The organism is Brevibacillus ginsengisoli (genome assembly GCF_050113715.1).
GTDB lineage: Bacteria > Bacillota > Bacilli > Brevibacillales > Brevibacillaceae > Brevibacillus_H > Brevibacillus_H ginsengisoli.
Genome location: NZ_JBNJQR010000002.1, coordinates 226,307 through 240,171, shown reverse-complemented (window position 1 = coordinate 240,171; position 13,865 = coordinate 226,307). Strand labels below are relative to the sequence as shown.

General features: G+C 45.4%; 17 protein-coding genes. 3 read left to right on the top strand and 14 right to left on the bottom strand.

The features are described 5' to 3' along the window. Nucleotides 1-38: 38 nt before the first annotated feature. Nucleotides 39-371, bottom strand: a complete 333-nt coding sequence (locus ACQCN2_RS04740) for a magnetosome magnetite crystal formation protein family (RefSeq protein ID WP_426927745.1) — start codon at nt 369-371, stop codon at nt 39-41. A gap of 366 nt (nt 372-737) precedes the next feature. On the opposite strand from ACQCN2_RS04740, the gene ACQCN2_RS04735 reads away from it, so the two are divergent. Continuing rightward, nucleotides 738-1,955, top strand: coding sequence for a branched-chain amino acid ABC transporter substrate-binding protein (locus tag ACQCN2_RS04735; RefSeq protein ID WP_426927744.1), 1,218 nt, complete (start codon nt 738-740; stop codon nt 1,953-1,955). Nucleotides 1,956-2,050: 95 nt separating this feature from the next. Continuing rightward, the gene (locus ACQCN2_RS04730; RefSeq protein ID WP_426927743.1) at nt 2,051-2,404 is read left to right on the top strand and encodes a nuclear transport factor 2 family protein; all 354 of its coding nucleotides are present in this window, start codon (nt 2,051-2,053) and stop codon (nt 2,402-2,404) included. A gap of 94 nt (nt 2,405-2,498) precedes the next feature. On the opposite strand, the gene ACQCN2_RS04725 is transcribed toward ACQCN2_RS04730, so the two are convergent. The 13 genes from ACQCN2_RS04725 to ACQCN2_RS04665 all read right to left on the bottom strand — a co-directional run bounded on the left by ACQCN2_RS04725 (nt 2,499) and on the right by ACQCN2_RS04665 (nt 12,324). Continuing rightward, nucleotides 2,499-3,572, bottom strand: coding sequence for a phosphodiester glycosidase family protein (locus ACQCN2_RS04725; protein WP_426927742.1), 1,074 nt, complete (start codon nt 3,570-3,572; stop codon nt 2,499-2,501). A gap of 28 nt (nt 3,573-3,600) precedes the next feature. Continuing rightward, a complete protein-coding gene (locus tag ACQCN2_RS04720; RefSeq protein ID WP_426927741.1) occupies nt 3,601-4,671 on the bottom strand; it encodes a phosphodiester glycosidase family protein in 1,071 nt (356 codons plus the stop codon). Next, nucleotides 4,661-5,128, bottom strand: coding sequence for a hypothetical protein (locus tag ACQCN2_RS04715; RefSeq protein ID WP_426927740.1), 468 nt, complete (start codon nt 5,126-5,128; stop codon nt 4,661-4,663). The genes ACQCN2_RS04720 and ACQCN2_RS04715 overlap by 11 nt, the downstream gene beginning before the upstream one ends. 242 nt (nt 5,129-5,370) lie before the next feature. Beyond that, nucleotides 5,371-5,625 (bottom strand): hypothetical protein, encoded by a 255-nt coding sequence (locus tag ACQCN2_RS04710; protein WP_426927739.1) that lies wholly within the window; start codon nt 5,623-5,625, stop codon nt 5,371-5,373. 237 nt (nt 5,626-5,862) lie between these two features. After that, the gene (kapB, locus tag ACQCN2_RS04705; RefSeq protein ID WP_426927738.1) at nt 5,863-6,252 is read right to left on the bottom strand and encodes a kinase-associated lipoprotein KapB; all 390 of its coding nucleotides are present in this window, start codon (nt 6,250-6,252) and stop codon (nt 5,863-5,865) included. Between the two features lie 34 nt (nt 6,253-6,286). Further along, nucleotides 6,287-6,511, bottom strand: coding sequence for a hypothetical protein (locus ACQCN2_RS04700; RefSeq protein ID WP_426927737.1), 225 nt, complete (start codon nt 6,509-6,511; stop codon nt 6,287-6,289). Between the two features lie 18 nt (nt 6,512-6,529). Further along, nucleotides 6,530-7,333 carry a DUF92 domain-containing protein gene (locus ACQCN2_RS04695; RefSeq protein ID WP_426927736.1) on the bottom strand — a complete coding sequence of 268 codons (804 nt, stop codon included), beginning with the start codon at nt 7,331-7,333 and terminating at the stop codon, nt 6,530-6,532. A gap of 31 nt (nt 7,334-7,364) precedes the next feature. Then, nucleotides 7,365-7,892 (bottom strand): ACT domain-containing protein, encoded by a 528-nt coding sequence (locus tag ACQCN2_RS04690; protein ID WP_426927735.1) that lies wholly within the window; start codon nt 7,890-7,892, stop codon nt 7,365-7,367. A 166-nt stretch (nt 7,893-8,058) separates the two neighbouring features. Then, nucleotides 8,059-9,144, bottom strand: coding sequence for a YheC/YheD family endospore coat-associated protein (locus tag ACQCN2_RS04685; protein ID WP_426928170.1), 1,086 nt, complete (start codon nt 9,142-9,144; stop codon nt 8,059-8,061). Nucleotides 9,145-9,262: 118 nt separating this feature from the next. Beyond that, nucleotides 9,263-10,171 (bottom strand): RluA family pseudouridine synthase, encoded by a 909-nt coding sequence (locus ACQCN2_RS04680; protein WP_426927734.1) that lies wholly within the window; start codon nt 10,169-10,171, stop codon nt 9,263-9,265. A gap of 19 nt (nt 10,172-10,190) precedes the next feature. Then, complete coding sequence (locus ACQCN2_RS04675; protein ID WP_426927733.1) at nt 10,191-10,910, bottom strand: glycerophosphodiester phosphodiesterase; 720 nt, start codon at nt 10,908-10,910, stop codon at nt 10,191-10,193. Between the two features lie 92 nt (nt 10,911-11,002). Next, nucleotides 11,003-11,353 (bottom strand): thioredoxin family protein, encoded by a 351-nt coding sequence (locus tag ACQCN2_RS04670; protein ID WP_426928169.1) that lies wholly within the window; start codon nt 11,351-11,353, stop codon nt 11,003-11,005. An 83-nt stretch (nt 11,354-11,436) separates the two neighbouring features. After that, nucleotides 11,437-12,324: a LysR family transcriptional regulator gene (locus tag ACQCN2_RS04665; RefSeq protein WP_426927732.1), complete on the bottom strand. Its 888-nt coding sequence runs from the start codon at nt 12,322-12,324 to the stop codon at nt 11,437-11,439. Nucleotides 12,325-12,445: 121 nt separating this feature from the next. On the opposite strand from ACQCN2_RS04665, the gene leuC reads away from it, so the two are divergent. Beyond that, the gene (gene leuC / locus ACQCN2_RS04660; protein WP_426927731.1) at nt 12,446-13,864 is read left to right on the top strand and encodes a 3-isopropylmalate dehydratase large subunit; all 1,419 of its coding nucleotides are present in this window, start codon (nt 12,446-12,448) and stop codon (nt 13,862-13,864) included. Nucleotide 13,865 lies beyond the last annotated feature (1 nt).

Below are 13,865 nucleotides of genomic sequence, written 5' to 3'. Positions count from 1 at the left end.
TTCACCTAAGACGTGAAAGCCTTTTTTTACTATTTCCCTTACTTGATTAACTGGAATTTCCCGATCAACGGCAGTGGTTTCATCTGCCCATTCACGGCGTTCAGGATTCCGAGAATGAGAAAAACCAGAATCGCCAAATTACCGAACGGAATGATAATAAACCACCCCAACACCGGGATAATCGAACCCACAAAGTTTAAAACAAGAGAGGTAAGAAGCAAAATAAGCCCCTGATTTGCATGGTACATCGCGAATGGAGAATCTTTCGCAGCTAAATACGGAAGAAAGAAAATAATGTAGGAGAGCAATGCGATGACTTTGTTCTTCTCTACATCTTGCGGATCTGGTTGAGGAGTCACTACACTTGACATGTCTTTACATCCTTCCTTGTTAGTTTGCTTAAAACTTCGCACCGTTTGAGTAGTCATTTCTTTTATTCTATGCACGTTTCTAGAGAAATGCTCCTTAAATGCCTATCGATGCTTACTACTTGCGTCTATTCTGTTTCATCAGCTCATAAATTTATGCTTCAGTTTAATAGGTTATCCGCAAATAAATTATTTTTTAAAAGAAGACAGATAATTATTTCTATTGCAATTTTCTAATTTTTTATTAAAATGAAAAAGAAGCCAAGCAGTATCTGTTTTTCCTTAAAGATTACATACCAAATCATGGGAAATACTCGCTTGTTTTGTCTGAAAATTAAAGAAATTAATTAAAGGGGGAAGTAAAATTACATGATGAAAAAATCAACCTTAGCTTTCGTAACCACTGCTTTTGCATTAGGAACAGCATTAACGGGCTGTGGAGGCGGTAATTCCGCTACGCCTAGCTCCAATTCAGGTACTAGCCAACCAGCAGGTGATGCTGGTGGAAATGGCGGAAAAATTGTGATTGCAGGTATTGGACCTCTCTCCGGTTCCGCATCGGATTATGGTGATTCCGCATTTTCTGGAGCGCAATATGCGGTTGATTTGAAAAAAGACGAATTTAAAAAACTTGGCTTCGATCTCGAATTAAGCAAACAAGACGACCAAGCTGACCCTAAACAAGGTGTCGCTAACGCGGAAATGGTGATTTCCAACCCTGATGTACTCGCTGTTGTCGGTCATATTACAACTGGCTCTTCTATTCCCGCTTCTGCTAAATATGAAGAAGCAGGCTTGGCAATGGTTTCTCCATCTGCGACAGGCTCCAAGCTGACGGATGATGGCAAGAAAACCGTTCACCGTATTTGCGCTCGCGACGACCAACAAGGTTCCAAAGCTGCGATGTACGCTAAAAACCAATTGGGCGTAAAAACTGCTTTTATCATCCACGATAAAGGCGCATATGGACAAGGGCTTGCTGAACAAGTGAAACAACAGTTGGAAAAAGACGGCGTACAAGTCCTTGGCTTCGAAGGGATCACTCCAGGTGAGAAGGATTACAGTGCGGTCATCAACCAAGTAACTGCCAAAAACCCTGATCTCCTCTACTTCGGCGGCTATTATGCAGAAGGCGGAATCTTGGTTAAACAAGCCCGCGAGAAAAACTACAAAGGCATTTTCATGGGTGCTGACGGTTTAGACTCCGCTGATATGGCGAAGATCGCCGGACCTGCTGTAGAAGGCGTTGTTTATACCTCGACAGTTGACGATGTAACTTCTACTGATGAAGGCAAAAAGTGGGTTGCTGACTATGAAAAAGCAAGCGGCAAAAAAGTTGGGATCTTCACTTCTTACGGATACGATGCAGCAAACGTAGTCATTCATGGAATTGAGGAAGCGATTAAAGCGAACGGCGGCAAAAAGCCTTCCCGTCAACAAGTTCTCGATGCAATCCACAAAACCACTGATTTCCAAGGTCAATTCGTAAAAGTGACCTTCGACGAAAAAGGCGATAACAAATACGCTTCCGTATACGCGTACAAATATGAAGCAAATGGTAAAAAATTCTTGGGTGAAGCGAAATAATTGGGCCCACTTACACGACAAACTGCCGGCAGAATTCTGTCGGCGGTTTTCATTTTCTTGCTTAAGAAAATCATATGCGTTTTAGGAGGAAGGAAATGGGGTTAAACCTTTTAAAAGCTCATATCCTTGAATTGGAAGAATGTTTACTGAAACCTGAAATTCGTGAATCTCCTGTTGAGCTTGATAAGCTGCTTGCTGATGACTGGTTTGAAGTGGGGAGCTACGGGAATGTATGGTACAAGAAAGATTGTGAGAATGGGTTAAAGTCTTTTAAAATGACGATCAATGATTTTAAACTACATCCCCTATCAAATGATGTTGTACTAGCAACATACCATTTGACTGATGAAACCAGAATGATCCATACGATGCGCAGCTCCATTTGGAAGCTGACAAACGGGTGCTGGCAAATGTTCTATCACCAAAGTACGATTATTCATAACCATTAACCAATGACCAATATAGGTTTTTCGAAACGTATTGGGGCTATCCCAGAGCCATTTTCAAGCTCCGGGATAGCCCCTTCTTTGTTGAACAATTTCATTATTTACTATCTGGTGGTGCGGGTTTTGAAGCAGGCTTTTTCACAACGACTAAACAATTGCTCAGCTTTCGTCCTGGCTTTGTCAGGTATTTACCGTTGTAGTACAAACCTGAGGATGCTCCCCCGTCAAGGTTCATTGCTTCTTGCAGTCCAAGCTTTTGAGTGAGTTCTGCTAGTTGCGGGATGGTCACATTCGCTACTGTGCCCATAACGATGGTTTTATCATTTTTATAACCGATAAAGCTTCGTTGCGCGGATTGAGTCAATAGTTTGGGGTCTCGAATCCCATCCCGTTGAAAATTCACGTCAACTTTGCCTCCCGTTAACAGCTTTGGTCCAACGCTAATCAAATATTTCCATGTTTTAAAAGGTTCCGGAAGATCTACTCGATAAGCCACACGATCCCCTACTTGAAAAGAGGCCGCCGTTTTGGCTTGCGCGCTTCCATAGGCTATGACAAATCCATTGGATGGAATTTGCGTTTGATCTTTGGTAATCGTAGCCACCTTCCCTTGCGCTACATTCACGAAAGAGAAGCCTGGCAACTGAAGCTGATTCGTGCGAAACTGTGGCGTAAACACGACGATCTCGTTTTGGGAAGTGGGCAGATGATTCACAAACCAGGCATACCAAGCTTGTGGCCACTCCCAGGAATCATTCCGACTTCCCGCTATGCGGACGCTATCAGCGGAACCAAAAAACAGTTCATTATTGTTCAAAATGCCTAGAAGTGTGGGGCCACCACGCCAATGGAGCAATTGCTGGTTGCTGGCGATTCCACCTTGTGGCTGCAAATCTTGGTGATCATAGGCATTAAAAAACGTTCCGTTAATGGCAGCAATTGCTTCGTTATGCTTTGCCATTGAATTCAATTCCTCTGCCATTCCTACTTTTCCTTGAGCAAAGACCGGCTTCAGCTCCACATTTTCTGAAGGGTGAAAATAGACATAGGATACCACCTTTTTGCCTGTTTTCATCTGGATTGTTTCTGTTTTGCTTCCCATTGCTGAAACAGGTGTATAGCATACACATAGCAACAAACAAACCAACATCGGCATCCATTTACCTTTCATTAGCCCCTAACACCTCCACACCTCGTACTTAAGGTAAAACAACAATATTACTGATTACCTTACGCTCTCTTCCGTCTGATGGGTGGTTAAGAATTTTTCCTTTGTAATAAAAGGCACTCGAGCCGCCACCATCCAGGTTGTACGCGTCTCGTACATGGAATTCCAACAGTTTGCGTTGGGCTTCTTCCAGCGTTACTCCTTTGCTACCGCCATATCCTCGACCATCGATTACGATAAATAACAGATCTCCATTATCGAAGTGACCAATCAAGGTACGAGGGTGGCGCGTATTCGCCCATTGACTTGGAATGGGTTGTTTCTTCCCTCCCTGTAACAATGTCGGAAGGAAGCTGGCGCCTTGCAAGATGCCTTTTTGTTTCAACTCAGCCTGTGAATGAATTTTACCACCGACTAATCTACCTTGGTTGTTGAAGCCAACAAAGCTTACATTTTTGTTATCAGAAAAGGTTCTAATCTGCCCATCTATCACGGTAATCCCTATTGGACTGAGATTTCCGTTCGGTCCATAGTTAAATCCCCCGGCATTGACGGCGAGAATCGCGCCCTTGCGGCTTCCCGCATGACTGGTGGTTTCCCCTTTGCTCACTAGCTTATCGTTCGCTAACACGACCTTGAGGGCATTGGGATCTTTCAACCGAACTTTGGCCATATATCCGCTATATCCTGACTCTTCAAGCGAATATACTTTTACCGTGGCGTTGGTAGTAAACGATTGCCCGATTGGATTGCCTAACATCTTGGAAAGGATCTGATCCAATACGTCTCCAGACTTTTTCAGTTGCGATTGACTAGTTGCTAGCAAAGCATTAATCTTGCTATTTTGTTGTTCGTATTCCTTACTTTCCTTCGTTGCAGTTCCTTTTAATTGATCTAGCGAGTTCGCCGTCGAGACGATGACGTCATCCGTTTCCTCAAGCTTGTTCATAATCTGCTGAATGTGATCATTTGATTTTTCAACTGGAATCTCTAGCCGTGAGTCTTCTAAACCCTGAGCCGGGTTGCTCTGATAAAACCCTGTGGTAAACCCGATAATGGGTGCCAGCAAAAAAAGCGCATACACACGCCATTTAGTAAGCACGAGTTGCGTCCTCCAGTTTTTTCAATGAGGTTTTTAGCTGGATTAATTGTTGATTTAACTGGTCAATCCGTTGTTGCAATGCCTGTTTGGTTTTATCAGAGCCACCGATGGTTTTGCCGGTTAATTTCAATTCTTCGTCTATATAGGCTAGTCCATCATGAACCTTCGTCATTTCGGTCTGGACCGTCGCCAAATCGCGTTCAAGCTTATGCATTTGCTCTTGATTCGTCGCTTGCATCTTATCAAGACGCTGATCTATGTATTGTTGCGTCTGCTTCGCATATTGATTCGCCAAGAAATAACCACCTAGGAGCAAACCCACCCATACTAGAATCGACATTGCCATCATGACCATTTTTTTGGAATTTCCAATCGGCAAACTTTTGGCAATACTTTTCCCTATCGAACGGTTTTCCCTTTTCTTGTATTTGTCTTCCAGAATCTGCTGATTACTCATTTCTCTACCTCCTACTCTACTACCCTTAAACGGAACAGAGTTCTATTATAACACTTCTCGTCTTGGTTCGATAAACAACGAATATTATAACAAAATAAAAAGAGTGTTCCAACAACTGGAAGCACTCTTTTTATTGGTAAATTCTATCATCTTGGGTGAATTATCTCCACTTGTACACGTAATACGCGACACCACCCAGCAAAAGCAGGGCAATGATCCAGCCAATCCAGTTTGTGCTACTGTCAGGAAGCATGATTGTTCAGGGTGAGAATTCTCAGCTTGAAGTAGATCGTTTCGACGAGCGAATGCAACATTTCAATTTCACTTTCCATCCGCTGTACTGTCTCCTCTATTTCCCCTTGATCCTCATTGATAGAATCATCCATTTTCCGATTACGTAAATTATTCAGATTGTCCATACTGATTGCGATTAATTGATCATATCGAGTCTTTTCTTCTTGCAACATTGCGACGATTTCTTGTAATTCTATGGACATAAAGCAACACCTTCCAATTCGTTCAAATCACTCTATCACTAGAATACTGGATAGTAGGAAACACCCTCAAGCGGAACTTTCTGTCTTTTTCCGACATTTTTGGACGTCCCTCCACCTTTTTGTAAGCGTTTTCGTTTATCAGTAGGCGAACTTGCCTGATTATAGGCGAGAATTGTCTGTTTCTGCGCTTTCCCGAGAAATGATGCATGAAGCCGCCTGATGAGACGGCTTCCCAACTTACCTATTAACGTATTCTTGCTTTAGCAGCTTGTACTGTTGAAGCGATAGTTCTGCCCATTTCCCGTCTTGCTGTCCAAGCTCTGTTATTTCTCGATCAAGTGCGTCCCTGAGTGACTCCTGATACTCTGGAACTTCACCCTCATAAGGCTCTAGTTGTGAAAGCAGAGTCATAAATCGCTCACGATAGGACAGTGCCCGACGCTGATGAAAAACTGAAACATTCGCTTCATACGGATGATGAAGGTCTCCTTGTAAAGGATGCTTCACAACCGCTAGCGTCTGAATGGTTGCCTTGAGAGGAAGGAGATCAATGATTTCTGCTATGTATACGCCTGATTTGTTAGAGGCAAGAACAAGATCGCCTACCTGTAGGGACTGATTGGTCATGGGACTAGCTCCTTTCATAGTTGGATGGAACTGATTAGACTAGAGCCCGGAACTTCACATCTCGCTCCTGTCTCTCCTCCACTGTAGCCAAATCATATTTTTTCAATAGGTGAAATACCTGATTCAGTCTCTCTTGCTCGAGTGGTTGATCTAAAAGTGTCTCTAGTGCTGTACGAATATCTTCAGGAAGATGGCCCGATTGCTCAGCAAGCTTCTTCTTCACATCTTCTGTGCTATGATCCAATTTGCATTCACTCATATTCATACTCCTTCTCTCTTAACGTATTAAGTTGATTAGGCCAATGTTAATGACTGCTCCACCGATCGAACTGATGAAATTAACCAAATCATTGTTGATCAGATAGTACCCATGGACAAGCTCTGTTGGCTGATTGCAGTGCTGTCTTTTCTCCATCCTGTTGCCGCACTTCTTGCATTGATAGTTGGCTTGAAGGGTTGCTCCCATAAGCGAGTCCAGCAAAGAACCGCATAGGCCGGAGATTGTGCAAATTACAATCAAAAGGAAACTGTAAGAAAGGTATACTGGTCCTTGGTTAAAAACCACCCCAACAAGCCCGATCAAACATCCTCCAGCTGCACTTGCCAAGAGTCCCAATAAGCTTATGGCCCCTGAGGTACCCGGAGTCGCTTTCTTTCCTGTCAGAATGGAACGAGGAGCCTGTTTGCTCAAAGAACCGATTTCGGTTGCCCAGGTATCGGCGGTTACTGTTGACATCACTCCGAGAAATCCAGCGTACCATATCCCGTTTGAATAGAGTGATGCGATCAAGCACAGGAACGCAGCTAATCCTCCATTGGCCATGACTTGACCAAAATCTCTTCTGCCCGTTTTCTCATATCCTGCTTCCCATTTGGCTTTACTCGCCTGCCTCCACTTGGTTAAAAGCGTGGAAGAAAGGAAGAACGCGAGCAGAACCCCATACCATCCGATATTTCCAGCGCCATACAGGATCGTGCCGATCAGGATCGCACCAAGGACTCCCGAGAATGTGAGAGAACGCTTCCAATAGGCTAGGCCAGCGATCAACGAACTGGCAAGTAACCCCATGAGCCAATTCATGATGCTCATCATCCTTTCCTAGTCCAAAGCCTTACTGAAGCGAAATCACGCGAGTAACCTGAGGAAGTTGTTCAATTTGCTTGATCACTTCCGCTGTAATTTCCTCATCCGTTAAAGAAACCAGTAAGGCATTCTCTCCTTTTTGTTCACGTGACACGTTCAATTTGGATATGTTGATTTGGTGATCCGCCAATATACGGGAAACGTCAAACACCACACCCGGGTAATCCCGATGAAAAACCAGCATTCCGTTGGTGTCCGCGGTAATTCGGGCGGAAAAATAATTGATTTCACTGATGTACGGTTCCTGATAATCCTTGGCAAACGTATATTTATTACTCCCTACAGTTAATATCGCCAAATGGTTCGCATACTCTCCTGAGCTTGTCTGGATGCTTATCGATAAGGTAGGATTCCCTTCCATTAATCCTTCTTGCAGGTACTTGGTTACCTCATCCCGATTGTCATTGGAAAGGTTGGTTAAGGATGCATGGGAGAAGACGGGCTCCATCCGATATATGAGTGATGCGAGTGATCGTAACTTGCTCAAATCTATCATGGGTAAGTTCACTCCTATTCAGTAGCATGATGGCTTACTTATTCTAACATGGCATCCCTCAGCCTGTCATACGAAAAGAATCCTTCCTGCACATCATGACAGGTCAGCTTTTGATCGTAAAAAAGCAGGGCCTATTATTATAGACACTGCTTGCTGTACAAAGCTTTTAGCTTTTTCGTTCTCGGCTTATTCTGCTTAGATACATCGCATATTCTATCGGCCGTCGAATCGCTTGCCTGTAGATTGTTTTCTGTCCCAGCTCTCGGAAGATTTCACGCCCGGGCTTGGGATTCACCTCGATCAGCCAGGCCCGACCGTTGACGTCAATTCCAATGTCTAAGCCTAGTTCAATTAACCTGCCAAAATGGTTCTCCAATGCACCTGCCGCCCGATGTGCAAGTTCATGGCACTCACCAATAATGGACAAAGTCTGCTCTGATCCGAACCGTGGGGTTAAAAACTCAACCGCTGGAACCGCCTTGCCGCCTCCATGCAAATTAGAGGTGGCACTTTTGCTACCACCTACTCTTACACCCATCCCTGTGATATCCCACTGCCCTTCACTATTCTTCTGAATCAACAGACGGATATCGACGGTTCTTCCGGGAATCAAGTCAAGGGCAAGACCCTGCTGAACGACAAAGAGTTCGCCTTGTGCCCAGCTTTTCACCCGGTAAGATAACGCTTGGGGAGTGGTTAGCTTGACTTGAATGATATTTCGTTGTTTGGTTCGGCCCAGCAACTCATAACCGTTGGCTGTTTTTTTTATCCGTAAAATTCCTCTTCCACCTGTTCCATTGCTAGGCTTGACGAACACATATTTGTGCTTTGCTAACATATTTCGAAACGCTGTCGGCTGATAATGACACGTCTCTGGCAGCCATTGACGCATCTGTTCATCCTTCCAAAGCACCTGATGAACTCTCCATTTATTCGCTAACCGGTTATTGGCAAAAACCATCGAGGAATTGTTGCGAAACTGAACATATTCACGAAATGATTGGTTCGGTGTATACCGGAAGCGATCAATCACCACATCTGGTCTGCGAAACCAGCGTTCCAACCAGCCACCTTGCGAACTCGGGACATATCCTCTCACTTTGCCTTCTTGTATCCGTACATCCGCTGGAGAGAATAGAAAAACAATCGCTCCCAGCTCGTTACCCGCCCGAATTAATCGACGAAAGTACTGCGGCTCCATAAATCGCTTGCCTTCCCGCCTAGTAAGTATTCCGATAATGGGTTTATTCACTCGATCACCCTTTTCTGTCGGTTCCTCTTCAGGCAGTCTATTCAAGATGAGCAAGGCCTTGTTCGCCCAAGCTGAGGATCCGACGTCCTTTTAAGTGATCATAGGATTAATACGGTGGTTAGCGAAACTTCGCTTGAAGCTCAATCATGTCATCTGGCCAAGCAGCATCGACCTGAATGGTTTGCCCACCAAATGGATGAACCAATGTCAGCTTTTCGGCATGTAGAGCTTGCCTTGTGATCAGTTTGGCACTTCCGCCATACAAGGTATCTCCGATTAGTGGATGACCCATGTGGCTAAGATGAACCCGAATCTGGTGAGTTCGGCCTGTCTCCAATTGACAGAGAAGCTGAGTCGCTTGCGGGTACCGTTTGACAACCTGATAATGAGTCACGGCATGCTCACCCTGCGGAGTCACTCGTCGCCTGCTTGGATGATGACGATCACGACCAATTGGAGCATCGATTTTCCCCAGCTCTTGATTGACTCTTCCTTGAACAAAAGCCGTATAGGATCGCTTGATTTTTCGGAGCCGCAACAACTCGTCAAGCAACGAAGAGGCAAGGGCATGCTTGGCATAGAGCACAGCTCCTGACGTTTCTTGATCCAATCGGTGGACATGGCGAACTTTGGTTTGAAGGTTCTGTTGCTGAAAATGTCCTGCTATGTAGTGATCCAGCGTGATTTCATGTGATTTTTCCGTCGGATGAAGCAGCAAACCTGCTGGTTTATTGACAATTAAAAGGTGGTCGTCCTCATACACAATCTCCAGCTTGCCCGTCTTCGGTTCGATTCCGTAGTCCTCTTCCTGAAGGACCCGCAGCTTGATAGTGCCCGTCACATGGACTGGGGTATGTTGCAGGACCGGCTGATCATCTACCAAAACCTCTTTATGTTGAAACAGAAGATGGGCCATTTTTTTGGGCAACCCCCACTGATCACGCAGCAAGGTGCCATAGTTCATCTCCTTGGGAAGCGGCTGAAGTTCACCAACCAACCACTCCTTTTCTCTAATCATTGAAATCATTTATTCACGTTCCTTTCGACTATAACGCTAGCAACCGATCTGGATGGTTGGTACAAATCCATATTTCTTTGCTCAGATTCATCAGTTCTTTCATCGTTTCCGGTTCATTCACTGTCCACCCCATAATGGTAGTATTCGACTTCCTCATCTTATCAACCAGCCGTGGGGTAACAAACTCACAGTCAATGGAGAGGAAGTCTGCGTTCATTTCTTGCAGCTGTTCCTCCAAAAGCAACGGATTACCACAAAGAATTGGACCAGCTTTGAGGTGTGGAGCAAGCTGTTTTACCTTCTGAACGCTATAATGATCGAATGATGTGATCACCACCTGCTCCTCCATCCGATAGGAATGAACGAATTGAACCACCTGTTCTTCCAACCCATCGTAGACATTATCAATTTGTTTCAGTTCAATATTAATCAGCTTACTCCCCTTGTACATTTGCAAAACCTGCTCTAACGAAGGAATACGTTGTGAAGAAAATGACGGAGCAAACCACGAACCAGCGTCCAATTGTTGCAATTGGCTGAATGTAGAATCTGCTATTTTCCCTGCTCCATTCGTTGTTCGAGACAAGTGAAAATCGTGAATGACAACGGGAACCCCATCCTTACTTAGATGGACGTCCAGTTCGATCCCGTCCACTCCGGGTTGCCGAAGAGCAAGTTCAAAAGCCGCAAGCGTATTCTCCGGTGCTTTGCCAGACCAGCCTCGATGGGCGATACAGAGATTTCTCATGGGTTTCATCCTCTCGTTATCCATTGTGAAATGAACCAAAGAAAAAGAAACCTCAGGATGAACAGGTTTCTTTTTCTTATACACTCATGCTATTACGCTTGTTTTAGTGCTTCACTCACCTGAACCGTACGATCAAGAAATTGTTCGATCTCCGCACGACTCTTACCTAATTTGCTCACGAATCTCACCAGTTCTTTACCGTTTTGGAAAGCGATGAAGCTTGGGATTCCCATTACTTGCAGCTCTTGAGAGATCTCGACAAAATTGTCCCGATTAACGGCTACCATGTCCAGTTTATCCGCGTAAGCCTGTTCCACCTCCGGCATAAACGGATCAATTCGGTGGCAATCCGGACACCAATCTGTATAGAATTTGACAATAACCGGTTTTGAAGAAGCAATCGCTTCATCGAATTCGGATTGTGTTTTAAGTTCCTTCATGATGGATTCATTCCTTCCACTCTGTTCTTAGCTGTAGTTTACCATATTCTTTTCGAAAGTGTATCTAATCTCTTAGAGGACACGATTCAAGACGACTTGGATATTCTTCTCAACACTTCCATGAACGCTTTGACCGGAAGCGACAGATGGCGATCCTTATGAACAGCCATGACCAGTGTTCGGTGCGGTCGTGATTCTAGCCTTACATAAACAGGAGAATCTGTTATCCAAGGCGAGCGCGTAATCATTTGCGGAATAAACGAAATCCCCATGCCAGCGGCAACTAGAGATTGGACCGTCTGTATATTAGTGCTTTCGAACACAATCGTTGGTTTGAATCCGGCTGCCTGACATAAGTCCATGGAGATTTGACGAAAACCTTGGCCTTCTTTTAACAGGATGAAGTTTTGATCCGCCAATGCTTCAATAGAGACAACTGCCTTATGTGCCATAGGGTGCAGAGGAGGTACCGCCAGGAAAATTTCCTCATGGATAATGGGCTCAATCAACAGCTGCGGATCGGTAATTGGCATCGTCAACAGGCTGACATCCAGTTTCCCTCGTAACAGCATTTCCTCCAGCTGGCTAGACCGCTCCTCTACCAACTTCAGTTCAATTCCTGGATACTGTTGATGAAACGCCGAGAGAACATTGGGCAACACATGCGTACCGGTTATGGGTAAGCTGCCGATCACAAGCTTGCCTGAATCCGCTTTGGCGTATGCTCGCATCTCTCTTTCCAGCCCTTCAGCCTTGTCAATCAAAGCTTGTGCGACTTGAACAAAGCGCTCTCCCGCATCCGTTAGCTCGATCTGCTGGGAATAGCGGTGAAACAACTGGACCCCCCACTCTTTTTCCAGCTTGGCTATTTGTTGACTGAGTGAAGGCTGAGCGAGATGAAGCAAGGCAGCCGCTTTCGAAAAACTACGTTCGCTCGCAACAGCCAATACATATCGGGCTTGTCTCAGTTCCATGGTAACCTCCTATAGGTAAAACCTATCGAATCTATAATTAATATATCTTTGACCTATTATACACATCATGGTACAACTATTCATAATAGTCAAACAGAAAAAGGTTCAGGGAGGGAATCACATGAAACCACGTACATTATTCGAAAAGATCTGGGATCAACACGTTATTCACGAGGAAGCGGGGAAACCAAGCCTTTTATACATCGATTTGCACCTGGTTCACGAAGTAACTTCGCCACAGGCGTTTGAAGGTCTTCGACTGGCTAATCGCAAGGTACGTCGACCGGAACTGACCTTCGCTACGATGGATCACAATGTTCCCACCAAAGATCGCTACAATGTCAAAGACCCGATCTCTCGTCAACAAATGGAGACCTTAACCGCAAATTGTGATGAATTCGGAATTCGACTCGCGGACTTAAACAGCCCCGATCAAGGAATTGTCCACGTTATCGGTCCCGAACTAGGGTTAACGCATCCAGGCAAGACGATCGTCTGTGGTGACAGCCACACCTCAACACACGGAGCATTTGGCGCCCTTGCTTTTGGAATTGGTACCAGTGAGGTTGAGCACGTTCTAGCCACTCAATGCTTGCAGCAGCAGAAGCCCAAAACTCTCCAGGTTGCCGTTAATGGCGATCTACCTACTGGCGTAACGGCAAAAGACTTGATTCTAGCCATCATCGCGAAGTATGGGACTGATTTCGCAACGGGATACGTGATTGAATACACAGGGAACGCCATCAAAAATATGACCATGGAGCAACGGATGACCGTCTGCAACATGTCCATTGAAGCCGGAGCACGCGCCGGTTTGATCGCTCCAGATGAAACGACCTTCGCCTATCTGAAAGGTCGCCGCTATTCCCCACAAGGAGAAGACTTCCTCTTAGCCGTTGAGAAATGGAGAGATCTGGTGACAGATGAAGGAGCAACTTATGATCATACTGTCGAAATCGATGCAACTGAGGTTGCTCCACAGGTAACATGGGGAACCAGCCCGGGCATGGGAACCAGCATTCTAGACGTAGTCCCTCATCCCGAGAGCTTTGCTACCGCCAACGAACGGAAAGCGGCACAAGACGCCCTCGCCTACATGGGACTTGCGCCAGGTACCCCAATGAGTGAGATCAAGATCGATCGTGTCTTCATTGGATCTTGCACAAACGGTAGAATGGAAGATTTGCGTCAAGCGGCAGCGGTTGCCAAAGGACGAAAAGTCGCTCCACACGTTCACGCTATGGTCGTTCCAGGTTCTCAAACAGTCAAACAACGCGCTGAACAAGAAGGCTTGCACCATATCTTTATCGAGGCTGGCTTTGAGTGGCGTGAATCTGGCTGCTCCATGTGTTTGGCCATGAACCCGGATATTCTTGAAAATGGTGAACGCTGCGCCTCTACCTCCAACCGCAATTTCGAAGGACGTCAAGGACGCGGTGGACGTACTCACCTCGTTGGACCAGAAATGGCGGCTGCGGCGGCTATTGCAGGGCACTTCGTTGATGTGCGTGAATGGCTGAAAGAAACAGCGAACGTCTAAC